Below are 23,223 nucleotides of genomic sequence, written 5' to 3'. Positions count from 1 at the left end.
ACACTTTATATAGGACGCTTCACCATGCCGATGCACCCTACCCTGCGCGCGCTCGCGACTGCCGTGGCCTTGAGCCTGGCCAGTCAGGCGTTCGCCGCGCCACTCGACCTCAACTTGCCGGCGCAGCCGCTCTCGGTGTCGCTGCGTCAGCTGGGTGAGGCCGCCGGCCTGACCATCGCCGTCGACAGCAGCTTGACCCAGGGCCTGCAGGCCCCGGCCATCAACGGCCACCTCGAGCCGCTCGACGCGCTCGCCCGACTGCTCGCCGGCAGCGGCCTGAACTACCAGCAGGCCGGCAACACGCTGATCATCAGCAAGCCAAGCGGCGACGCCCTGGAACTCGGTGCCACCAGCATCAACGGCGTCGGCCTCGGCGCCACCACCGAAGGCACCGGTTCCTACACCACCGGCTCGACCAGCACCGCCACCGGCCTGCCGCTGTCGATCCGCGAAACCCCGCAATCGGTCAGCGTGATCACCAGCCAGCGCATGCAGGACCAGGGTCTGACCCAGCTCACCGACGTGGTGCGCCAGACCCCCGGCCTGACCCTCAGCCAGAGTGCCGGCAACGGCGGGGACAACAGCAACATCTACTCGCGTGGCTTCGAGGTGCAGAACTACCAGATCGACGGCGTGCAGCTGCTCGACAGCAACTACGGCAGCCCTGCGCAGAGCAACGACATGGTCCTGTACGACCGCGTCGAGGTGATCCGTGGCGCCACCGGCCTGACCAATGGCGTGGGTACTCCCGGTGCCACCCTGAACATGATCCGCAAGCGTCCGACGGCCGAGTTTCGCAGTTCGATCAAGCAGGAAGTCGGCAGCTGGGACTACCAGCGCACCGAGGCCGACGTCAGCGGCGCGCTGACCGAGAGCGGCAATGTGCGTGGGCGCCTGGTGGGCGCCTATCAGGAAAACGATTCCTACGTCGACCGCCTCAGCGAGCGCAAGAAAGTGTTCTACGGGGTGATCGAGGCCGACCTGACCCCCGACACCCTGCTGACCTTCGGCATGGATTCGCAGTCCGACAACTATGACGGCCATGCTCGCAGTGGTCTGCCGCTGTTCAACAACGATGGCACCCGGGCTGACCATGACGATTCGGATTCCGCCGCCGCCAAGTGGGCCTATTCCGAGCGCGGCGCGGTCTCCGGTTTCGCGATTCTTGAGCACAACCTGAGCGAGCGCTGGAAGGCCAAGTTGAGCCTCGACCAGCGCCGCAGTGAATACGACGAACTCAGTGCCTATGCCGGTGGCAACAACTTCGCGGCGGGAGCCGATCCGGCCTCGCGAGTGTTCTATGTCAACCGCTGGAAAGCCAAGCCGGTGCAGCGCAGCTTCGACCTGAACCTGGCGGGCAACTTCGATCTGTTCGGCCTGGAACACGATGCCATCGTCGGTTACAGCCAACAGAAGACCGATTACAACACCCCGACCTACTCCTGGTGGCGTGATCCGGTGACTGGCGGGTTCCCAGTGATCGACAACATCTACACCTGGGATGGCAAGACGCCCGCCAAGCCGAATCTGGAGGCCTATGGCCGGATGGACTTCAGCGAAGAGCAGAAAGCCGCCTACGCCAGCACCCGCCTGCGGGCCAGCGAGGACCTGTCGTTCATCCTTGGGGCGCGGGTCATCGACTGGAGCAACACGATCAAGAACGAGTACTTCGACGGCACGCCCAGCGACGGCAGCGATCGCAGCGAGACCGGCGTGGTAACCCCGTTTGCCGGCGTGGTGTATGACCTCAACGATATCTGGTCGGTGTACGGCAGCTACACCAGCATCTTCAAGCCGCAGAGCAACAAGACCCTGACCGGCGCCTATATCGACCCGCTGGAAGGGGTCGGCTATGAAATCGGCACCAAGGGCGCCTTCTTCGAAGATCGCCTGAACCTCGGCATCGCCCTGTACCAAATCGAGCAGGACAACCTGGCCGTGTCGCTGGGCGCCAACCAGTTGGCCCCGGACGGCAGCCAGGCTTATCGCGCCGAATCCGGCACCAAGACCCGCGGCTTCGAGGTGGAGCTCACCGGCGAGCTGGCGCCGCACTGGCAGGGCACAGCGAGCTTCAGCCGCAATCTGGTGCAAGACTCCGATGGCAACGAGCTGAATACCAACGTCCCGCAAAACACCTTCAAGCTGTTCACCACCTACGACTTGGTCCAGGTCGGCAATGGCCTGACCATCGGCGGCGGCATCAACTGGCAGAGCGAGATGTACAGCGACGACGTAGGCCCGTTGGGCGTGCGTTTCGCCCAGGACAGCTATGCCGTGGTCGACGCGATGGCCCGTTACCCGCTGACCAAGCAGCTGACCGCCACCCTCAACCTGAACAACCTGACGGACGAGGAGTACTACACCAGTACGTCGTCGAGTTACTTCGGCGCGCCACGCAACGCCACGCTCGGCCTGAAGTACGACTTCTAACCGCGCGGTTCGCGGATGTCGCCAGCCTTGGCGGTGTCCGCAGGCGCCGGCCGCCGGCGCCACAGCGACGCCGGCACCACGGTGATCGCCAGGCCGACGAACACCAGTACGCAGGCCAGCCAACTCAACGCGCTGAGCTGCTCGTCGAGCAGCCACCAGCCCGCCAGCAGCCCGGAGATCGGCACCGCCAGGGCGAACGGCGTCACCTGACTGGCCGGATAGCGGCGCAGCAGGAAACTCCAGATCCCGAAGCCCACCGTCGTCGCCAGGAAGGCGATGTACAGCAGCGCGCCGACGCCACGCCAGCTGAGGTGTTCGAGCGCCGCGCCGATGGCCTGCGGCCCCTCGAACCACCAGGACAGCGCCAGCAATGGCAGTGGCGGAATCAGACTGACCCAGCTGATCAGCCGCAGCATGTCGCTGGCTCCCGAGCGCTTGGTGGCGATATTGGCGAAGGCCCAGGCCAGCGCCGCCGCCACCACCAGCAGGAAGGCCAGCAAGGTGCCGCCGAGCGGCCGTTGCCAACCGATCAACAACAACCCGCCGACCGCCAGCAGCAGCCCTACCAGCGCCCGCGCACTGGGTCGTTCGCCGAGGAAGAGCGCGGCGATCAGCAGGGTGAAGAACACCTGGCTCTGCAGCACCAGCGACGACAGCCCGGCCGGCATGCCGAGGTGCATGCCGACGAACAGCAGGCCGAACTTGATCACCCCGAGCAACAGGCCGATCTGCACGATGCGCCACAGCGGCGCCGGCAGCGGGCCACGCAGGATCAGCAACGGCAAGGCCGCCAGGGCAAAGCGCAGGGCGCAGAACAGCAGCGGCGGGAAGTCCTGCAGGCCGACCTTGATCACCACGAAGTTGACGCCCCAGATCAAGGTCACCAGCAGGGCGAGGGCGATGTGCAGCGGGCTCATGCCGAGGCTCCGAGGAAAAACCCTACGCTAGCAGCTCGCCGGCACGGCGTATGGATACAGTTGCGCGGCAACAGTCGCCGCGCCTCATACGAACATGCCGCCGGACACCTCAATGCGCTGCGCGTTGATCCAGCCGCTCTCCTCGGCGAGCAGCATGGCGATCGCCCCGCCGATGTCGTCCGGCAGGCCGACCCGGCCCAACGCGGTCTGCCCGGCGATCGCCGCGTTGAGCTGCGCGTTGTCGCGCACCGCGCCGCCGCCGAAGTCGGTCTCGATCGCCCCCGGAGCGATGACGTTGACGCGGATGCCGCGGCCACCGAGCTCCTTGGCCAGGTAGCGGGTCAGCACCTCGATGCCGCCCTTCATCGCCGCGTAGGCCGCATAGCCCGGCAGGGCGAAGCGCGCCAGGCCGGTGGAGACGTTGAGGATGCGGCCGTGGTCGGCGAGCAGCGGCAGCAGGGTCTGGGTGAGGAAGAACGGGCCCTTGAGCTGGATGTTCACCAACTGGTCGAACTGCGCCTCGCTGGTCTCGGCGAACGCCGCGTGCACGCCGATGCCGGCGTTGTTGACCAGCGCATCGAAGCTGTCGCGTTGCCAGGTTTCGCTCAGCGCCGCGCGCACCGCCTCGGCGAAAGCGTCGAAGCTGGCGCTGTCGGCGACGTTGAGCGGCAGGGCCACCGCCTGGCGACCGAGCGCCTGCAGTTCACCGACCAGCGCCTCGGCCTCGGCCTGGCCGCTGTGGTAGGTGAGGATCAGGTCGTGGCCGTGGCGCGCCAGGTGCAAGGCGGCGTTCTTGCCGAGGCCGCGACTGGCACCGGTGATCAGGACGATGTTGCTGCGCATGGGAAGACTCCGAGGCTGGTGGGGAAGACGTGTCCAGACTATTGGTTGCCGAAAAACGGATAAACCAGACGATCCTGATTAGACTGTCCAGACTCTCATAACAGTGGTGCGCCCATGGATCGCCTCCAGGCCATGCAGGCCTATGTTCGGGTCGCCGAACTGGCCAGCTTCACCCGCGCCGCGGAAAGCCTCGGCCAGCCGAAAGCCAGCGTGTCGCTGCTGGTCCAGCAGCTCGAGGCGCACCTCGGCACGCGTCTGCTGCACCGCACCACGCGCAAGGTGCAGATGACCCAGGACGGCCTGGCCTTCTACGAGCGCTGCAAGGACCTGCTGGCCGACGCCGACGAGGTCGAGTCGATGTTCCAGCGCGACGCCGGCCAGCTCAGCGGCCGCCTGCGCGTCGACATGGGTCAGGCCCTGGCGCGCGAGCTGGTGCTGCCGCGCCTCGCCGAATTCCTGCGCCTGCATCCGCGCCTGGAGCTGGAGCTGAGCTGCACCGACCGGCGCGTCGATCTGGTCCGCGAAGGCTTCGATTGCGTGGTGCGCGTCGGCCCGCTGGGCGATTCGAGCCACATCGCCCGCCCGCTCGGCCAGCTCAGCCAGGTCAACTGCGCCAGCCCGGCTTACCTCGCCGCCTATGGCACGCCACACAGCCTCGCCGACCTCGCCGCGCATCGCCTGGTGCATTACGTGCCGAGCCTGGGCATGAAGCCGAGCGGCTGGGAATGGTTCGACGGCGAGCGCAGCCACAGTCTGGCGATACCCGGCAGCCTCACGGTGAACAGCACCGACGCCTACAGCCAGGCCTGCCTGAACGGCCTCGGGCTGATCCAGGTACCGCTCAGCGGCGCCTGGCAGCACCTCGCGGCGGGTCGCCTGGTCGAGGTGCTGCCGCAGTTTCGCCCGGCGCCGCTGCCGGTGGCATTGCTCTATCCGCATCGACGCAACCTGTCCAAGCGCGTGCAGGTGTTCATGGACTGGCTGACGCAGCTGGCCGGCGATTACGTGCGCTAGGCGCCGGACAGCAGGCTGCGGCGCAGCGCCTCGATGGCATAGCGCACCTTGGCCGGTTGCGAGTCGCGCCGCGGGGTGACCAGGTAGACGCCGAACGACGGTGCCTGCCAGTGCGGCAGCAGCGGCAGCAGGCGGCCGCTGGCCAGCTCCTCGCGGATCTCCTGCTCCGGCTGCAGCGCCACGCCCATCCCGGCGAGGATGAACTGGCGCACGGCGAGGATGTTGTTGCAGCTCACCCGGTGCTCCAGGCGCAACTTCTCCACCGCCCCGTGCGGCCCGTGCAGCACCAGCGGCGCTGGCGCCGCGTCACGGTGCAGGCTCAGCCAGTCGAGGCCGAGCAGGTCGGCCGGCCGCTCGATCGGCGGATGCCGCGCCAGGTAGGCCGGCGCCGCGCAGATCACCTGGCGCATGTCGCCGATATGCCGGGCCACCAGGCTGGAGTCCTCGAGCTTGCCGACGCGGATCGCCAGGTCGATGCGCTGCTCGATCAGGTCGATCTGCTCGTCGTGGAAGAACAGGCTCAGGCGCAGGCCGCTGTGCGCGCGCAGCAGCGGCGCCAGTGCATCGCTGAGCGGCCGTCCGGAGAAGCCCACCGGCGCGGCGATGCGCAACTCGCCGACCGGTGCATCGCGCAACTCGGCCAGGCGCTGCTCGGCCTCGCGGGCCAGCTCCAGTACCTGCGCGCAGCTGCGGTAGAAGGTCGCGCCGGCCTCGGTGAGGGTCAGCTTGCGCGTGGTGCGGTGCAGCAGGCTGACCTGGGTGCCCTCCTCCAGCTTGCGAATCTGCTGGCTGACTGCCGAGGCACTCATGCCGAGCACCTCGGCGGCACCGACCATCGAGCCGCGTTCGACCACCGTGGCGAACACCGCCATGCGTTTGAGCTGTTCCATTGTTAAGTCCTGCTTAATTGTCAAAGCGGTTTTAGCCGATTTTTCCGACTTTTACCGCCTGCAATCATGGCAACACGCTTAACCAGACGAGGACAGACCATGAAGATCGCCTTGATCGGCGCCACCGGCTTCGTCGGCAGCGCGGTGCTGCAGGAAGCCCTGAACCGCGGGCATGCCGTCACCGCCATCGTCCGTCACCCGGACAAGCTGCCGCAGCACCCGGCCCTCACCGCGCAGGTCGCCAGTGCCTACCAGGCGCACCAGATCACCGCCGCGGTGGACGCGCATGACGCGGTAGTGCACGCCTTCAACCCCGGCTGGGGCGACCCGGACATCCGCGCGCACTTCATCGAGGGCACCCGCGGCATCATCGCCGGCACCAAGGCCGCCGGTGTGCGGCGCCTGCTGATCGTCGGCGGCGCCGGCAGCCTGTACGTCGCGCCCGGCCTGCAACTGCTCGACACCCCGGACTTTCCCGCCGCCTACAAGGAAGGCGCCGAGGGCGCACGCCAGGCGCTGCAGCTGATCCGCGAGGAAACCCAGCTGGACTGGACCTTTATCTCGCCGCCGGCGCTGCTCGAACCGGGCCCGCGCAGCGGCAAGTTCCGCCTTGGCGCCGACCAGTTGCTGATGGACGGCGCGGCGCCGGCGCGCATCAGCGTCGCCGACCTGGCCGTGGCCATCGTCGACGAACTGGAACAACCGCGGCACCTGCGCCGGCGCTTCACCGTCGGCTACTGATTCAGCGCGGCGCGCCCGCGTCGGGCGCCCGCCCACATTCTGGAGTTCGCATGACCTTGATCGCTTCCACTCATGTCACCACCGCCACGCCGGGCCGCTACATCGGCCGGCTGTGCAAGCACTTCGCCCACAAGCTGGAGGTGCAGCACGACGAGCAGCAGGGCCACATCGATTTCGCCTTCGGCCGCTGCCAGCTCAACGCCGAAGCCGACGGCCTGACCCTGCGCGTGGAAAGCGCCAACCGGGCTGATCTGGAGAAACTGCAGCACGTGGTTGCCAGCCATTTCGAGCGTTTCGCCTGGCAGGAAGCCTTGCAGCTGGAATGGCACTGAGCGGCGCACGACGCTCAGTCCGCCCCTTACCCGAGCCATGGCTGGGCTAAGGGGCGGTGGCGCGGTTTGATTCGAGATCGTCGCGGCCGCTGCGCCTACGTATTGGCTGGCGCGGCGCGCAACGTTACTGCAGCCAGGGCGGCGGCGGTTCGGCGGCGACGCTCGGCGTCTCCAGCTCGGCGCGGGCGGCTTCGCGGCGCTCCTGATCGAGCAGCGCGGCGGTGATCTCGCGGATCACCCCGTCGACGTCGGCCAGTTCTTCCGGCTCGTCGAACTCGCCGGTCAGCGGGCTGAGCGGGTGCAGCGTGCCCGCCTCGTACAGCGCCCACATTTCCTTGGCGTACTTGGTGGCCTTGAGCTCCGGCGCGAAGCGGCCGAAGTAGGCGGCCATGTTGCCGACGTCACGCTCGAGCATGCTGAACGCATGGTTGTTGCCGGCGGCGTCCACCGCCTGCGGCAGGTCGATGATCACCGGGCCGTCCGGATCGAGCAGCACGTTGAACTCGGACAGGTCGCCGTGCACCAGCCCAGCGCAGAGCATGCGCACGATCTGGCGGATCAGGAAACCGTGGTATTCGCGGGCCTGCTCGGCCTCCATCACCACGTCGTTGAGGCGCGGTGCGGCATCGCCGTGCTCGTCGGCGATCATCTCCATGAGCAGTACGCCGTCGTGGAAGTCGTAGGGCTTGGGCACCCGCACGCCGGCCTGGGCGAGGCGGAACAGCGCGGTCACCTCGGCGTTCTGCCAGGCGTCTTCCTGCTCCTTGCGCCCGTACTTCGAGCCCTTGGCCATGGCCCGCGCCTGACGGCTGTTGCGCACCTTGCGGCCTTCCTGGTACTCGGCGGCCTGGCGGAAGCCGCGCTTGTTGGCTTCCTTGTAGACCTTGGCGCAACGCAGCTCGTTGCCGCAGCGCACCACATACACCGCGGCTTCCTTACCACTCATCAGCGGCCGCAGGACCTCGTCGATCAGGCCGTCTTCGATCAACGGCTCAATACGTTTTGGGGGCTTCAAACTACGTGGTCCTCATCGGCAGACAGTGGGCTGAGCGACGTTATACGGCAATCCCTCGGAGGCGCCCAGCACCGTCGGCCGGTTGCGGCTCACGGGCGCAGTCCGGGCGGCTCGCTCAGCTCGATGTTCTCCGCCAGCGAGGCCTCCAGGCGCTCGAGACCGACGCCCAGCGCCTCGGCGTTGTCGGCGTAGCGTCCGGCGATTGCCGCGAAGCGCTCGGCCACCTCGAGAAACGCCAGCACCACCTGCGGATCGAAATGCGTGCCGCTGGCCGCGCTGATCTGCGCGACCGCCTCGTCCGGGGTGTACTGCGGACGGTAGGGATGCCGGCTGGTCAGCTCGTCGTAGCAGTCGGCGACCGCCATCAGCCGCGCCGACAGCGGAATCTGCTCGCCACGCAGGCCCTGCGGATAGCCGCTGCCGTCCCAGCGTTCGTGGTGGCAGTAGGCGATTTCCTTGGCCAGGGTCAGGTAGCTCACCGCGCCGCCGAGACGCCGCTCGGCGCGTTCGATGGCGTCGCGCCCGGCAATCGGGTGGGTGCGCATCAGTGCCTGGTCGGCCTCGCTGAGCGGCGCCGGGTTGAGCAGGATGCGGTCGGGAATGGTCAGCTTGCCGATGTCGTGGAGCAGCGCCGACTTGCCGAGCATGCGGATGTGTTCCTCGTTGAACATCTCGCTCAGCGCCGGCACCTGGCGGGCCAGCGCCGCCGCCAGCACGCGCATGTACAGCTCGATGCGCAGCAGGTGCTGGCCGCACGGGTTGTCGCGAGTGTCGGCGAGCTGCGCCATGGTCTCCAGGGTGGCGTCGTGCAGACGCTGGATCTCGCGGGTGCGCCGCTTGACCTCCAGCTCGAGGTACTCGCTCTTGTCGCGCAGGTAGTCGGTGGCGGCCTTCAGCTGCAGCTGCGCGCGCACCCGGGCGAGCAGGATCGGCGGGCTGATCGGCTTGGTGATGTAGTCGGCGGCGCCGAGGTCGAAGCCGTGCTGCTCGTCGGCCATCTCGCTGCGCGCGGTGAGGAAGATCACCGGAATGTTGCGGGTCACCGGGTTGGCCTTGAGCTGGCGACACACTTCATAGCCGTCCAGCTCGGGCATCATCACGTCGAGCAGGATCAGGTCCGGCTGCGGCTGGCTGGCAGCGATGCTCAGCGCCTTGGCGCCGCTGCTGGCGGCGCGCACGCGGTAACGGTCGAGCAGCAGATCGCTGAGCAGCTCGAGGTTGTCGGGCATGTCGTCGACCAGCAGGATGATTTCCTGCTCGCCGCGATCGAGAATACTGTGCATCGCCACCTCCACACCCACCACCGACGATGAGCGCCGCCCGGATTCCCGGCAGTGCTCGGACCCCGCCCTACGAGTGAATCGCCCGTCGGCGCAACAAGGCCTCATCCAGCGCCTGCCGTGCCCTGTCAAAATCATAGTCGCGCAATGCCGATTCGACGCGCCCGAACGCATCGTCGAAGGCGACGCGCAGCAACGGCGCACTGTCATCGAACAGCCGCCCGGCGCGCGGATCGTGGTCATCGATCAGCCGCGCCAGGTGCCGGCAGAGCTCCAGCAGCGCCTGCTCGTCCACCGCCAGCGGCGCCGCGCTCGGTTCCGGCGCCAGCTGCGCGTCGATCGCGCCGATCAGTTCGTCCAGGCGCGGCTGCAATTCGGCCAGCGGCGTCTCCAGCTGGAACAGCCCGGCGCCCTCGCGTAGCGCCGTCTCCACCTGGTCGGCGCGCGCCTGCAGGTCATCGGCGCCGAGGGTGCCGGCCTGCGCCTTGAGGTTGTGCGCCAGGCGTTCGGCGAGGTCCGGCTGGCCATGCAGCAGCGCCAGGCGCAGCTCGGCGACGAACTGCCGCTGGCCCTCGGCGAAGCGCCGCAGCAGGCCGGCATAGCGGTCGACCCGGCCCAGCGTGCGGCGCAGCCCGGTGGCTGTGTCCACCCCCGGCAACTGCCAGGGCGGGCCGCCGGCCGCCGCCCCGTCCAGCCACTGGCGCAGGCTGCGCCACAACGCCGGCGGCTCGATCGGCTTGCTCAGGTGATCGTTCATCCCCGCTTCCAGGCAGCGCTCGCGCTCCTCCGGCCGGGCGTTAGCGGTCATCGCCAGCACCGGCAGGTTGGCGAAGCGCGCCTCGCTACGCAGCAGGCGGGTGGCGGTCAGACCGTCCATCACCGGCATCTGCACGTCCATCAGCACCAGGGCGAAGTCGCCATCGGCGCTGGCTTGCAGGACTTCGAGGGCCTGCGCGCCGTCCTCGGCGACCTCCACCTGCAGACCGAAGCCCTGCAGCAGGCCGCACGCCACTTCCTGGCTGAGCACGCTGTCCTCGACCAGCAGCACACGCTGCCCGGCGAACGAGGAAAACGCCAGCGGCGCCGGTTCGGCAGGCTCGCCGCTGCCCAGACCGAACGGCAGGCGCACCCAGAACTCGCTGCCGTGACCAAGCCGGCTGTTGACCCCGACCTCGCCGTCCATCGCCTCCGCCAGGCGCTTGCAGATCGCCAGGCCGAGCCCGGTGCCGCCGTACTTGCGGGTGATCGAGGTGTCCGCCTGCTGGAACGACTCGAACAGCCGGCGCTGCTGCGGCTTGCTCAGGCCGATGCCGGTGTCACGCACGCCGAAGTACAGGTGCACCCGCTCGACACTGGCCTCCTCGGCGCGCACCAGCACTTCGATCTCGCCGTGTTCGGTGAATTTCAGCGCGTTGTTGGCGTAGTTGATCAGGATCTGCCCGAGGCGCAGCGGATCGCCGAGCAGCCGCCCCGGCACCTGCGGGTCGATGCTGAACAGCAGGTGCAGGCCCTTGTCGACGGCCTTGTCGCCGATCAGCCCGGCGAGGTTCTCCAGCACCTGCGGCAGGTCGAAGGCGATGCGTTCCAGACGCAGCTTGCCGGACTCGATCTTGGAGAAGTCGAGGATGTCGTTGAGCAGGCCGAGCAGGTGCTGGCTGGCCAGCTGGATCTTGTGCAGGTAGCCGCGCTGCCGCTGGTCGAGCGGGCCGTCGAGAACCAGGTGGGTCATGCCGATGATGGCGTTCATCGGCGTGCGAATTTCGTGGCTGACGTTGGCGAGGAAGTCGCCCTTGAGCTGCGCGGTGGTCTCCGCCAGGGTCTTGGCCTGCTCCAGCGCCGCCTCGAATTCCTTGCGCACGGTGATATCGCGACCCACCCCGACCAGGCCGAGCGGCTGCCCCTCGGCATCGCTGAAGCTGGCGCGGATGGTATCGTAGAGCGCCTGGCCGCCACCCGGGCGGCGCCACCAGTCCTCGCTTTCCAGCGGCGCGCCGGCCGCCAGCGCGGCGCGGTCCTGTTCGGCGCGGCGGCTGGCCAGTTCGGCGTCGAGCAGGTCTTCGTCGCGCTGGCCGACGAAGGATTCGCGCGGCAGGCCGAGCAGGTGGGCGAAGGCCTGGTTGACCCCGCCGTAGCGGCCCTCGGTGTCCTTGAACCAGATCGGGTCGGGGATCGCGTCGATCAGCGCCAGCAGGGTCAGGCGCTGCTGCTGCGCCTCCGCCTCGGCGCGCCGGCGCTCGACCACCTGCACGTGCAGGCGGCGGTTCCACCACAGCACGAAACCTAGCAGCGCCAGCACGCCGAGCCCATAGGGCCAGCCCTTGGCGAGCAGGTGGCGCCAGTCGGTGCTGTTCAGCGAGGGCATCCAGCGCGCCTCGACGGCCGCCCGTTCGCTTTCATCCAGCGAGGCCAACGCCTGGTTGAACAGGTCGACCAGGATCGGCCAGTCGCGACGCACCGCGAAGCGGATCTCGTTGCCGGCCAGGCTGCTTTCGCCGCGCATCTCCAGGTTGGCCAGGCTGTTCTTGCGGATCAGGTAGCTGGCTACCACCATGTCGCCGACATAGGCGTCGGCGCGCCCGGTGGACACCGCGCGCAGCGCCGACTCGGTGCTCAGCGCATCGACCAGGAGGACTTCCGGCACCCGGCGACGCAACAGGTCGCGCACCGCATAGCCCTGCTCCATGGCCACGCGCCGCCCGGCCAGGTCGTCGAGGCTGGTCACCGGCACGTCGTAGCGGCTGTAGATCAGGCTGTTGCTGATCAGGTAGGGCTCGCTGAACAGCATGCGCCCCTCGCGTTCGGGGGTCTGCGCCACCGAGGTGAGCACGTCGATCTGCCCGGTGCGCAACGCCTCGAGGGCCTGGTCCCAGGTGTCGAAACGCACCGGCTGGATGCTCAGGCCGAGGCGCCGACCGATCAGCTGCAGGTAATCGGCGCTGATGCCACTGTACTGGCCGTCCTCCTCGATGATGTCGAACGGCGGCCAGCCGTCGCGCTCCAGGCCGACCCGCAGCACCGGATGCGCATCGCGCCAGGCGCGTTCCTGAGCGCTCAGCGGCAGACTGCCCGGCGCCGCGCACGCCACGCCGGCGAACCACCCGAGCCACACCAAGCCCAGCACCCATCTGATCATCGCGCCTCCTTTGTTCGCCTGCGCCCGTTACAGCGTAGCCAGCCGCACCGATCAGCGGAGCGAACGGGGCTAGTAACGGCAAAGTGCCATCGCCTAAGCTGTCGCCTCCCCAGCGCCACAATCAGAACAATCATGGCCAGCGCCCTCGACGCCCTCGTCCGCAACCCCGACGCCCTGCCCCGCCGGCGCATCGGGATTGCCTTCTATAGCGCCGTGCTGGTGCTGCTGTTGCTGGCGATCGGGCTGAGCGGCTGGAACATCTACCGCGACTACCGGATGACCGGCGACCAGGTGCGGCAGAACATCTCTGCGCTGTCGCATGCCCTCGAGGGCTACATCAGCGCGGTGCTGCAGCAGAGCTACGAGAGCATCCGCGTCACCGCCCAGGAGCTCAGCCTGGCGCGCAGCACGCCGCTCGACGAGACCGGCACCTATGCGGTACTCAGCGACGCGATGCGCTACGACCCGGTGTCCTCCTACCTGTTCGCCCGCCGCGAGGGCCGCCTGTATGCGGTCGACGCCGTGGGCCAGCCGGTGGTCGCCGAGCCGATCCTGCGCAAGCTGGAAAGCATCGGCCTGCAGCCCGGCGGCACGCCGCTGTTCTACCCACCGTTGCAACTGCCCGGGCGCAGCGAGTTCATGCTGCCGCTGATGATCGAGGTGCGCACTTCGCAGGGCCCGTCCGCGCAGATCGGCGCCCTGGTCTCCACCGAACGCTTCGGCCAGCTGATGCAGCGCCTCGGCCTGGGCGCCGACATGAACGCCGGGATGGTCGACGACAGCGGCACAGTGCTGTATCGCACGCCGCAGGCCGAGCAGTACGTCGGCAAGCCGCTGCCGGCCGACTCGCCGATGCGCCCGCTGCTCAGCCAGCAACATTTCCAGGTCGTCGAGGGCGCGAGCATCGACGGCCAGCCGACGCTGTTCGCGATTTCCCCGTCGCAGCGCTTCCCGGTGCATGCGGTGGCCGGCGAAACCACCGCCAGCTACCAGCTGCCGTGGCTGCGCCGCAGCCTGTCGAACCTCGCTCTGCTGGCCCTCAGCCTGCTGTTCATGGGCCTGGTGGCCTGGCAGCTGCGCCGCCTGATCGGCCAGATCAGCCAGAGCGAGCAGTTCTACCGGCGCCTGTTCACCGACATCAGCGACGGTGTTCTGCTGCTCGACAGCGACGGCCGGGTGCAGGCCGCCAACCCGCGCGCCGCCGAACTGTTCGGCGTGGAACGCACCGAGCAGCTGTTCGGCCAGCGGCCCTCGGACCTGTCGCCGGAGCACCAGCCCGACGGCCGCCTGTCGCGCAGCAGCAGCCTCGCCTCGCTGCACCAGCTGATCCACGGACTGACCAACGAAGTGGCGCGCGAATGGCGCTTCCGCCGCAGTGACAATCAGCAAGAGTTCGACTGCGACCTGCGCGCCACGGTGTTCCACTGGCAGCAGCGCAGCCTGCTGCTGCTGGTGTTCAACGACATCACCGAGCACAAGCGCTACGTCGCCGAGCAGGAGTACTTGGCCAGCCATGACCAGCTGACCCGCCTACCCAACCGCTACTGGCTGGTGAGGCACATCGAACAGCGCGTGGCGCGCGCGCCGCAGGGCCTGTTCGCCGTGCTGCTGCTGGACATGAACCGCTTCAAGGAGGTCAACGACACGCTTGGCCACCAGCACGGCGACGAAGTGCTGCAGGAACTCGGCCGGCGCCTGGGCGACTGGCTCGTCGCGCACGACGCGGTGATCGCCCGCCTCGGCGGCGACGAGATGGCCATCGTTTCCACCGACATGCGCGACGAGATCGCCGTCGGCCAGCTGTGCCAGGGGGTCAGCGAGGTGCTGCGCCAGCCGCTGTCGGTCGGCGGCATCCAGCTGGAGCTGTCGGCGAGCATCGGCGTGGCCTGCTACCCGGAGCACGCCGACAACGCCGGCGACCTGCTGCGCTGCGCCGACATCGCCATGTACCAGGCCAAGCACGGCCGCCGCGACTACCTGCTGTACCACCGCAGCGGCGACAACTACACCCCGGAACGCCTGGCGCTGCACACCCAGCTCGGCCGGGCGATCCGCGAGGGCGGGCTGTTCCTGCACTACCAGCCGAAGGTGCGCCTGGCCGACGAGCAAGTGGTAGGCTTCGAAGCGCTGCTGCGCTGGCAGCACCCGGAGAAAGGCCTGATCTCACCGGCCGAGTTCATTCCGCTGGCGGAAAGCACCGAGCTGATCCATCCGCTGACCCATTGGGTGCTCGACGAGGCGCTGCGCCAGTCGCGCGAATGGAGCGAGCGCGGCCTGGGCACCCGCCTGGCGATCAACATCAGCGCCAACAACCTGCGCAACCCGCACTTCGTCGGCGAGCTGCAGAGCCTGCTCAGCCAGCACCAGGTGGCCGCCGAGCTGATCGAGCTGGAAGTCACCGAGGGCACCCTGCTGGTCGACCCGGAGCAGGCGCTGCGCAGCCTGCAGGCGATCCGCGACCTCGGCGTGACGCTGTCGATCGACGACTTCGGCACCGGCTATTCGTCGCTGGCCTACCTCAAGCGCCTGCCGGTGCAGGTGCTGAAGATCGACCGCACCTTCGTCTCGGCGATGATCCACAACCAGTCCGACGCGATGATCGTGCAATCCACCGTAGCGCTCGGCCACAACTTCGCCATGCAGGTGGTCGCCGAAGGGGTCGAGGACGCCGAGACCGCCGCGGCGCTGGTGCGCCTCGGTTGCGACATCGCCCAGGGCTACCATTTCGGCCGGCCGATGCCCGCCGAACAGGTGATCAGCTGGCGCCTGCAGCGGCAGATGGCCCACCTCGACCTCGAATAGCCGCAAGCAACCAATCAAACGCTCGCTTGGATTGCGCTTTCCAATCAGCTTGGGCAGCATCCAGCAGGGTGCTGGCATAGCACCTGCATTGCTCGAGCAGTCCCACCCATGAAGTCGAGGCCCGCCATGCGCATCATCCAAGCCAGTTCGGAACACCTGGATCTGCTGACCCCGCTGTTCGTCAGATACCGCGAGTTCTATGGCGAATTGGCATTTCCCGAAGCATCCCGCCGCTTCCTCGAGAAGCGCCTGCGGCGCAAGGAGTCGGTGATCTACCTGGCCCTGCCGGATGACGACGACCACAAGCTGCTGGGTTTCTGCCAGCTCTACCCGAGCTACTCGTCGCTGTCGCTGAAGCGCGTGTGGATCCTCAACGACATCTTCGTCGCCGAAGACGCCCGCCGTCAGTTGGTCGCCGACCGCCTGCTGCAGGCCGCGAAGAAGATGGCCAAGGAGACCAACGCCGTGCGCATGCGCGTGTCGACCAAGATCGACAACGACGTGGCCCACAAGGTCTACGAGTCGATCGGCTTCCACGAAGACAGCGAATTCAAGAGCTACGTGCTGCCGATCAACAGCGACTGACTCCGGCGCCTAGCCGCGCCGCCACCAGCGCTGCCACAGCGCGCACAGCCAGGCGCCGGCGCGCGGCGCAGGGCGGCGCTGCAGCGGCTGCTCGAGGGCCTGCTGCAATTCGGAGAGCGCCTCGTAGCGCATCGCCGGCAGCGGCGCCAGGGCGCGCGCCAGCACGCCGTCCCAGCCCGCCGGCAGGTCGCCCAGGCGCTCGCCGAGCGGCGCGTAGTGGCTGAGCGCCGGCGCACCGGGCAACGCCACCTCGGGCCAGCGCCCACCCAGCATCCAGTAGAGCAGCGCCGCCAGGGCGAACTGGTCGGCGCGCCCGTCGACCGCCTCGCCACGCCGCAGCTCCGGCGCCAGCGGCACCGCCTCGGCATCCAGCGCCTGCAGGGTCACGCCGGGGAGAATCGCCGCCTGCTCGGGCAGCAACAGCAGTTGGCCGCGCTCATCGCGAAGAATTTGCCGCGGACTCAGCCACAAGCCCTGCATGCCGCGGCGCTGCAGGGCGCGCACGGCGGCGAGCAACTGCACCAGCAAGGCCAGCGCCTCCACCGCCGGCAGTGCGCCGCGTGCCGCGCACCAATCCTCCAGGCTGCGCGCGCCGGCGCCCGGCAAGGCGAATAGCAGAAAGGCATGGCGGCGCACCTCGCGCGCCGACAGCACCTGCGGCAGGCTGCGCACCGGGCTGCGGCGCAGCACCCATTCGCGCTGCCAGAACGCCTCGTCGGCCGCCGCGTCCGCCAGCCACAACAAAGCGCCGCGCCCGTCCGCCGCGACCGCACGGAACAAGCGGCCGGGCGGCCCGTAGCGGCAGCGCTCGAGCAGCGTCCAGCCGTCGACCTGCATGCCCACCTCGGCCGCGGCCACCGCCGGCCAGTGCTGCGCGGGCGCGACCGGCGGCGCCTGATCGGTCGCCCCGGGGCGCAGCAGCACGGCGGCGCCGGGCGCCTGCAGCCAGGGTTCGAGCAACTGCTCGGCGGCGAGCGGCGCGCTGGCGCCGCACTGGCCACGCCAGGCGTCGAGGTCGGCAACCTCGAACAGCGGTTGCGGCGCCAGCAGCAGGGTCTCGCCGGCGTCCAGGCTGAGGCCGTGCTGCACCAGCGCCAGCTCGGCCTGCCCACCCAGGCTCTGCTCCTCGCGCCCGGCCAGCACTTGCAGGCCGGCCTCGCGGGAGCGCAGCAGGCCGATCGCGCCGGCCTGGAGAAACTGCCCCTGGTCGCCGCACAACAGCAGCAGGCCGACGTCGAGCTGGGCAATCGCCGTGCCCTCGCGGCGTGCGCGGAACAGCTTGAGGTTCAGCGCGGCGAGCACCTGCCGCGCCGCCTGCGCCTCGCTCCAGCCTTCCGGGGTGCAGGCGTAGTCGGCGAACAGTTCATCGAGCAATACGCCGAGGGTGTGCACCGGATTGGGGCAACGGCGCCCCCAGATCAGCGCCACCAGCAGCAACGGCGCCCGTCCCTGCCGCCCCGCCACCCAGGCGGCGCGGGCGCGGGCCGCCTGCTGCGGCAGGTCGAGACCGTGGCCGAGCGCCAGGCTGACCGCTGGGTGTTGCACGCACTGCACGGACATCGGCAGACTCCTCGCTTCGCCGGGCTGCGCAATTCCCTGCAGCCTTTATGCCCGCTGCCGTGGCGACACAAGCTGCGACAAACTGAAGCCGCGCCCCCGGCATCTCGTTTTATACTCCGCTCCATCCGCTGCGCGGTTGCCCCTTCCCCTCGGCAGCCCGCTCCCTCCCGGCCAGCGTTTCGGCCCGAAAGGCGACTCATGGAATTCAACCCGATCGATCTGCTGCTCCACCTCGACACCTACCTGAACTTGTTGGTCGCCAACTACGGCGCATGGATCTACGCCATCCTGTTCCTGGTGATCTTCTGTGAAACCGGCCTGGTGGTGATGCCGTTCCTGCCCGGCGACTCGCTGCTGTTTATTGCCGGCGCGCTGTGCGCCACCGGCAGCATGGACCCGGTGCTGCTCGGTGGGCTGCTGATGGTCGCGGCGATCAGTGGCGACAGCACCAACTACGTGATCGGCCGAACGACCGGGGAAAAGCTGTTCCGCAATCCGCGCTCGAAGATCTTCCGCCGCGACTACCTGCAGCGCACCCACGAGTTCTACGACCGGCATGGCGGCAAGACCGTGACCCTGGCGCGCTTCCTGCCTATCGTGCGGACCTTCGCCCCGTTCGTCGCCGGGGTCGGCAAGATGCCCTACCCGCGCTTCCTGGCCTTCAGCGTGCTCGGCACCCTGGCCTGGGTCGGCGGCCTGGTCACCCTCGGCTACTTCTTCGGCAATGTGCCGTTCATCAAGCAGAACCTGTCGCTGCTGGTGGTGGCGATCATCGGTCTGTCGCTGCTGCCGATGTTCATCAGCCTGATCCATCACCGCCTGAGCCGCACGCCGGGCGACGCCGAACAGGTCGGCTGAACGTCGATGTGGTCACTGCGCCGCTGGCGCCACCGCCGCATCCTCGCCCGCCACCCGATCGACCCGCAGCTGTGGGCCGGCGTGCGCGCCCAGCTGCCGATCCTCGACGGCCTCGGCGCCGACGAGGAGCAGCGCCTGCTGCAGCGCGCCGTGCTGTTCCTGCACAGCAAGACCCTCACCGCGCTGCCCGGCGTGCCGCTCGACGCCGCCGCGCGCCTGCTGCTCGCCGTGCAGGCGCAGCTGCCGCTGCTGCACCTCGCCGACCTCAACTGGTACGGCGGCTTCCACGAAATCATTCTCTACCCCGACGACTTCGTCAGCCCACAGCGCCACCGCGACGCCAGCGGCGTCGAGCACGAATACGACGACGAGCGCAGCGGCGAGGCCTGGCAACGCGGCCCGGTGATCCTCGCCTGGCCCGGGGTGCAGAGCAGCGGCGGCTGGGAAGGCTACAACCTGGTGATCCACGAGCTGGCGCACAAGCTGGACATGCTCAACGGCGACGCCAACGGCCTGCCACCGCTGCATCGCGACATGCGCATCAGCGACTGGGCGGCGGCCATGCAGGGCGCCTACGACGACCTCAACGCGCGGCTGGATCGCGACGAACACGCCGAGACGCCGATCGACCCCTACGCCGCAGAGAACCCGGCGGAGTTCTTCGCCGTCGCCAGCGAATACTTCTTCACCGCGCCGGACCTGCTCGCCGAGGCCTACCCGTCGGTCTATGCGCAACTGCGCGCGTTCTACCGCCAGGACCCGCTGGCCCGGCTGCTGCGTCTGCAGAGCGAGCACCCCGATTACCGTCCGGTCGATCAAGACTAAAGGCGACGTAGTAACGCCCGGCGAATGTGCCTATAATCGCGCCCACTTTTTCAGGCCCACCCTTTGGGAGTCGCCCATGAGCTACAGCAAGATCCCGGCCGGCAAAGACCTGCCGAACGACATCTACGTCGCCATCGAGATCCCGGCCAACCACGCGCCGATCAAGTACGAAATCGACAAGGACAGCGACTGCCTGTTCGTCGACCGTTTCATGGCCACCCCGATGTTCTACCCGGCCAACTACGGCTACATCCCCAACACCCTGGCCGACGACGGTGACCCGCTCGACGTGCTGGTAGTGACCCCGTATCCGGTCGCTCCGGGTGCCGTGATCCGCGCCCGTCCGGTCGGCGTGCTGAACATGACCGACGAAGCCGGCGGTGACGCCAAGCTGATCGCCGTACCGCACGACAAGCTGAGCGTGCTGTACAAAGACGTGCAGGAATACACCGACCTGCCGGCCCTGCTGCTCGAGCAGATCAAGCACTTCTTCGAGAACTACAAGGATCTCGAGAAGGGCAAGTGGGTCAAGGTCGAAGGCTGGGGCAACGCCGACGCAGCCCGCGCAGAAATTTTGAAGGCGGTAGCGGCTTATCAAAAATAAGCCCGAACCACCCCCGAAAAGCCGGCCACAAGCCGGCTTTTTTATGCCCGCAAGGTGCGAAAATGCGGCACGCCCATCTTCTATTCGATTTGTTCCCCCACTTATCCCCCCACTCCGACGCCGCGTGAACGCTCGCCCGTTAATTCAGCTTAGATTTGCGTCGACAGATGATCGACCCACCAGGGGCAGAGCCAAGCAATTGGGCTGAGGACTACACCGGCGACCTGTCTAGAAGTGCTGGGACTATTCAGTATGCGCATACTGACAGTGGTCGAAGACTTCACCTGGAAATGCCTGAGCGCCTCCTAGTTCTTGTCGCTCGACGATGCCAGGCGCAAAATCGAAGCAGGGCGCGAGTTCCATAACCGGGGATTTCCCCACTCTGCGCTGCATTGGATGAGACCCGCCGAACTCGCCCACCAGTTCGGGCCTGGGGCGGGGTCCTCTACGACCGAAACGCCAAAAATTCCCAATATGTGCCGGCCCTGAAACTGGGTCGACCTCAGGATGCTGTTAATAGGGGGAAACGAATGGCACATGAGCAGGGCTATACCACTGACCAGTTGGAGCATTCTCTGATCGACATAGCCGTCGAAAGCTGGCGTTTTTCACGCCTTTTTTCGCGCGTCGTAAATAAGCTGGATGCAGGGGAAGCTGGCCGATATGTCAACCAACTCCGCTACTTTCAAAAGAAAGTCGCAGAGAGCCTTGATGCCAGCGGGCTGAAGCTTGTGAACGTTGAAGGCCAGCTATTCGACCCAGGAATGGCTGCCTCCGCCCTAAACATTGGTGATTTTGGTCCTGATGATCAGCTGCTGGTCGATCAAATGGTGGAGCCCATCATCATGGGGCCTGAGGGCTTACGGAAACAGGGCACGGTGATGCTTAGGAAGGTGCACGAATGAAATACGTCGGAATCGATCTCGGCACAACGAACAGTGCAATTTGCTCTTACGACGGGGAATCGGTGCGCCTTTACAAGAGCCCTGATCAAAATGATGTCACACCATCCGCTATTTTCATTGATAGGCGAGGCAACAAGTACTTGGGAAAGCGCGCATACGATAGCGCCGCCAAGAACCCTGATAACGCTGCCACAAAATTCAAGCGGATGATGGGAACAAGCACACCGGTAAAGCTGGCGGCAGTCTCCATTACGATGACTCCGGAGGAGTGTTCAGCGGAGATTCTCAAGCTGTGCTTCGGCTATCTCCCAGAGGAAATCAGGAATGGCGGAGACACGGGGACTGTGATTACGGTACCTGCTGCCTTCAATCAGATGCAAAAGGACGCAACGCTGGCTGCAGCTGAAATGGCTGGCCTGGGCAGCGTTGCGTTGATGCAAGAGCCAGTTGCGGCTGTCATGTGTGTCATGAAGCAGCGGAAAGGTGATGGCGTTTTTCTGGTGTTTGATCTCGGTGGCGGAACGTTGGATATTGCCATCGCAGAAAGTATCAGTGGTCGGGTTAGCCTGCTGGCCCACGGCGGCGTCGCGATGTGCGGTGGCACAGACTTCGATCGCTCTATTCTCGATAACGTAGTCAAGCCGTGGCTTATTTCGAGCTTTGATCTCCCTGAAGATTTCAGTGCGAGCCAAAAGTACAAATCACTGCTGAGAATGTGTCTTTGGGCCTCAGAGAAGGCGAAGATCGAGCTTTCCGCCAAGGAAGATTCCGTAATCAGCCTTACAGAATCTGATCTTGGTGTTAGTGATGAGTCCGGCTCGGAAATATATGTCGACATCCCTTTCACTAGAAAGCTTCTCGATGAGTTGATTGCCAGCAAGGTGAATGAGTCGATTCTATCCGCTCGGGAAACTCTTGAGAAAGCTGGTCTAAGTCCTCACGACGTTGAACGCGTCGTGTTTGTCGGTGGGCCCACGCAGTACAAGCCCCTGCGTGACCGAGTTGCGTTTGAACTGGGTATAGCGCCATCTACAGACGTGAATCCCATGACGGCTGTGGCAGAAGGTGCGGCCGTCTTTGCCGAATCTATTGACTGGGGCTCGCAAAGCCGCGGCCGGAAGAGTGCCAGGGGAGCGCTCAGCACGGGAGGGGCTCTAGATATCGCTTTCAACTACATCGCGCGGACACCGGACTCGAAAGCGAAAGTCGTAGCCAAGCTTGGCGGGAATGCTGCGGCTGGCGTTGAGTTTCAGATTGACAGCTTGGACACAGGTTGGTCTTCAGGTCGGATGGCTCTCAAAGACGGAGCCGCAGTCGAGCTCAATCTTGCGAAGCCAGGGGAAAACACATTCAAGGTTTTCGTATTTGACTCGAAGGGTGGGCCAATCGTACTTCGAGATGACAAGATCGTTATCTCGCGAACAGCAGCCAGCATCGATGCGATTCCCGCCTCCCACTCGATTGGCGTTGAGGCGCGCGACAAGCTCGGCGGGCGACTTGTCCTCGATTACTTGGTTCGCGAAGGGGATCAATTGCCCAAAAAGGGCAAGAAGATTTTCAAAACCGAGGAGTCGCTAAAGGCAGGCAGTACCGGGTCAATCAAGTTCAAGCTGTGGGAAGGTGAGATCTCCGACCCGGTTAATGACAATCGATTTATCGGGATGTTCGAGATCGGCGGATCTGACTTTGATGATGGCGTCATCGCAGCAGGCGCTGAAATGATCTGTGAGTACGAAGTACTCGACTCCGGGAACATCATGATGGAAGTTTCTGTACCTTCGATCGGTGGTTCGTTCCATAGCAGTCGCAATTTCTACTCCCGCCAAGACGGCCAAATCGACTACACAAAGGCATCAAAACTCGTGGAGGAGCAGTCGAAGCATGCGCTTCAGCGCCTTGAGCAGATGGCTTCAAAAATTGACGATCCACGATTGGATCAAGCACGAGAGAAGCTAAAGCAAGCTGAGTCGATTAAGGCCGGTGAATCAGACCCCGAAACGGCGAAGCAGGCAATGGATAACGTTCAGGAGGCCAAGCGGCTATTGGCTATCGCTCGCAAGGAACACTTGAGGGATATTCGCCAGCTTGAACTGGATAAGACTGTCGAACTCTTCGATCACGCAGTGCGTGAGCATGCTCGCCCTACAGAGGCCAATGCTTTCGACAACCTAGTTAAGACCGCTCAGCGAGCGGTAGATAACAACAGTGGTGACTTTGAATCTCACCTGGATGATCTGCGCGGAAAGGGCTTCACAATTCTTTGGCGTCAGGACTGGTTTGTAATCGATCGATTCAATTGGCTTGCGCAGGATGAGTACCTGTTCCCGGATGCGAGAGAGCATGCGCAGTTAGTCGCTGCCGGTGCCGAAGCGCTCAAGGCGAACGATTTCGACAAGCTGCGCGCGGTAGTCGAACATCTCGACTCGGTGCGTATCTGCTCAGCTGGCGACGATGAAATGATGGCTGGCGCGAATATCGTTCGGAGTTGA

Annotated in this window: 18 protein-coding genes; 11 read left to right on the top strand and 7 right to left on the bottom strand. The window is 66.3% G+C overall.

Going from position 1 to position 23,223, the window contains the following annotated elements:
• Positions 1-24: 24 nt before the first annotated feature.
• Complete coding sequence (locus JQX08_RS19215) at positions 25-2,430, top strand: TonB-dependent siderophore receptor (RefSeq protein WP_205350029.1); 2,406 nt, start codon at positions 25-27, stop codon at positions 2,428-2,430.
• On the opposite strand, the gene JQX08_RS19210 is transcribed toward JQX08_RS19215, so the two are convergent.
• Positions 2,427-3,347 (bottom strand): EamA family transporter, encoded by a 921-nt coding sequence (locus JQX08_RS19210; RefSeq protein ID WP_205350028.1) that lies wholly within the window; start codon positions 3,345-3,347, stop codon positions 2,427-2,429. The two genes, JQX08_RS19215 and JQX08_RS19210, sit on opposite strands and share 4 nt — an antisense overlap.
• An 84-nt stretch (positions 3,348-3,431) precedes the next feature.
• Entirely contained in the window at positions 3,432-4,190 is a 759-nt protein-coding gene (locus JQX08_RS19205) for an SDR family NAD(P)-dependent oxidoreductase (protein ID WP_205350027.1), read from the bottom strand.
• Positions 4,191-4,304: 114 nt separating this feature from the next.
• Between JQX08_RS19205 and JQX08_RS19200 the strand changes: the two genes are divergently transcribed.
• Positions 4,305-5,204 carry a LysR family transcriptional regulator gene (locus tag JQX08_RS19200; RefSeq protein ID WP_205350026.1) on the top strand — a complete coding sequence of 300 codons (900 nt, stop codon included), beginning with the start codon at positions 4,305-4,307 and terminating at the stop codon, positions 5,202-5,204.
• On the opposite strand, the gene JQX08_RS19195 is transcribed toward JQX08_RS19200, so the two are convergent.
• On the bottom strand, positions 5,201-6,094 hold the full coding sequence (locus tag JQX08_RS19195) for a LysR family transcriptional regulator (RefSeq protein ID WP_205350025.1): 894 nt from the start codon (positions 6,092-6,094) through the stop codon (positions 5,201-5,203). The genes JQX08_RS19200 and JQX08_RS19195 overlap by 4 nt on opposite strands.
• A 99-nt stretch (positions 6,095-6,193) precedes the next feature.
• On the opposite strand from JQX08_RS19195, the gene JQX08_RS19190 reads away from it, so the two are divergent.
• Both JQX08_RS19190 and JQX08_RS19185 read left to right on the top strand, forming a co-directional pair.
• Positions 6,194-6,835 carry an NAD(P)-dependent oxidoreductase gene (locus JQX08_RS19190; RefSeq protein ID WP_205350024.1) on the top strand — a complete coding sequence of 214 codons (642 nt, stop codon included), beginning with the start codon at positions 6,194-6,196 and terminating at the stop codon, positions 6,833-6,835.
• Between the two features lie 50 nt (positions 6,836-6,885).
• Positions 6,886-7,167 (top strand): DUF2218 domain-containing protein, encoded by a 282-nt coding sequence (locus JQX08_RS19185; RefSeq protein ID WP_205350023.1) that lies wholly within the window; start codon positions 6,886-6,888, stop codon positions 7,165-7,167.
• Positions 7,168-7,291: 124 nt separating this feature from the next.
• On the opposite strand, the gene JQX08_RS19180 is transcribed toward JQX08_RS19185, so the two are convergent.
• From JQX08_RS19180 to JQX08_RS19170, 3 genes are all read right to left on the bottom strand, one after another.
• Positions 7,292-8,182: a PA4780 family RIO1-like protein kinase gene (locus JQX08_RS19180; protein WP_205350022.1), complete on the bottom strand. Its 891-nt coding sequence runs from the start codon at positions 8,180-8,182 to the stop codon at positions 7,292-7,294.
• Between the two features lie 89 nt (positions 8,183-8,271).
• The gene (locus JQX08_RS19175; RefSeq protein WP_205350021.1) at positions 8,272-9,465 is read right to left on the bottom strand and encodes a response regulator; all 1,194 of its coding nucleotides are present in this window, start codon (positions 9,463-9,465) and stop codon (positions 8,272-8,274) included.
• A 67-nt stretch (positions 9,466-9,532) separates the two neighbouring features.
• Entirely contained in the window at positions 9,533-12,595 is a 3,063-nt protein-coding gene (locus JQX08_RS19170) for an ATP-binding protein (protein WP_205350020.1), read from the bottom strand.
• 132 nt (positions 12,596-12,727) lie between these two features.
• Between JQX08_RS19170 and JQX08_RS19165 the strand changes: the two genes are divergently transcribed.
• Together JQX08_RS19165 and JQX08_RS19160 are read left to right on the top strand one after the other, a co-directional pair.
• On the top strand, positions 12,728-15,397 hold the full coding sequence (locus JQX08_RS19165) for a bifunctional diguanylate cyclase/phosphodiesterase (RefSeq protein WP_205350019.1): 2,670 nt from the start codon (positions 12,728-12,730) through the stop codon (positions 15,395-15,397).
• A 126-nt stretch (positions 15,398-15,523) separates the two neighbouring features.
• Entirely contained in the window at positions 15,524-15,982 is a 459-nt protein-coding gene (locus JQX08_RS19160) for a GNAT family N-acetyltransferase (RefSeq protein ID WP_205350018.1), read from the top strand.
• A gap of 9 nt (positions 15,983-15,991) precedes the next feature.
• On the opposite strand, the gene JQX08_RS19155 is transcribed toward JQX08_RS19160, so the two are convergent.
• Positions 15,992-17,542 carry a protein kinase family protein gene (locus tag JQX08_RS19155; RefSeq protein WP_205350017.1) on the bottom strand — a complete coding sequence of 517 codons (1,551 nt, stop codon included), beginning with the start codon at positions 17,540-17,542 and terminating at the stop codon, positions 15,992-15,994.
• A gap of 198 nt (positions 17,543-17,740) precedes the next feature.
• On the opposite strand from JQX08_RS19155, the gene JQX08_RS19150 reads away from it, so the two are divergent.
• From JQX08_RS19150 to JQX08_RS19130, 5 genes are all read left to right on the top strand, one after another.
• Positions 17,741-18,400 (top strand): DedA family protein, encoded by a 660-nt coding sequence (locus JQX08_RS19150; RefSeq protein ID WP_205350016.1) that lies wholly within the window; start codon positions 17,741-17,743, stop codon positions 18,398-18,400.
• Positions 18,401-18,406: 6 nt separating this feature from the next.
• Positions 18,407-19,225 carry a M90 family metallopeptidase gene (locus tag JQX08_RS19145; RefSeq protein WP_205350015.1) on the top strand — a complete coding sequence of 273 codons (819 nt, stop codon included), beginning with the start codon at positions 18,407-18,409 and terminating at the stop codon, positions 19,223-19,225.
• A gap of 76 nt (positions 19,226-19,301) precedes the next feature.
• Complete coding sequence (ppa, locus tag JQX08_RS19140) at positions 19,302-19,829, top strand: inorganic diphosphatase (protein WP_205350014.1); 528 nt, start codon at positions 19,302-19,304, stop codon at positions 19,827-19,829.
• A 530-nt stretch (positions 19,830-20,359) separates the two neighbouring features.
• A complete protein-coding gene (locus tag JQX08_RS19135; RefSeq protein ID WP_205350013.1) occupies positions 20,360-20,734 on the top strand; it encodes a hypothetical protein in 375 nt (124 codons plus the stop codon).
• Entirely contained in the window at positions 20,731-23,223 is a 2,493-nt protein-coding gene (locus tag JQX08_RS19130) for an Hsp70 family protein (RefSeq protein ID WP_205350012.1), read from the top strand. The genes JQX08_RS19135 and JQX08_RS19130 overlap by 4 nt, the downstream gene beginning before the upstream one ends.

This window comes from Zestomonas insulae (assembly GCF_016901015.1).
In the GTDB taxonomy this organism is placed as follows: Bacteria; Pseudomonadota; Gammaproteobacteria; order Pseudomonadales; family Pseudomonadaceae; genus Aquipseudomonas; species Aquipseudomonas insulae.
Note: the sequence above shows the minus strand (reverse complement) of the source record. Positions and strands in the feature narration are given on the sequence as shown.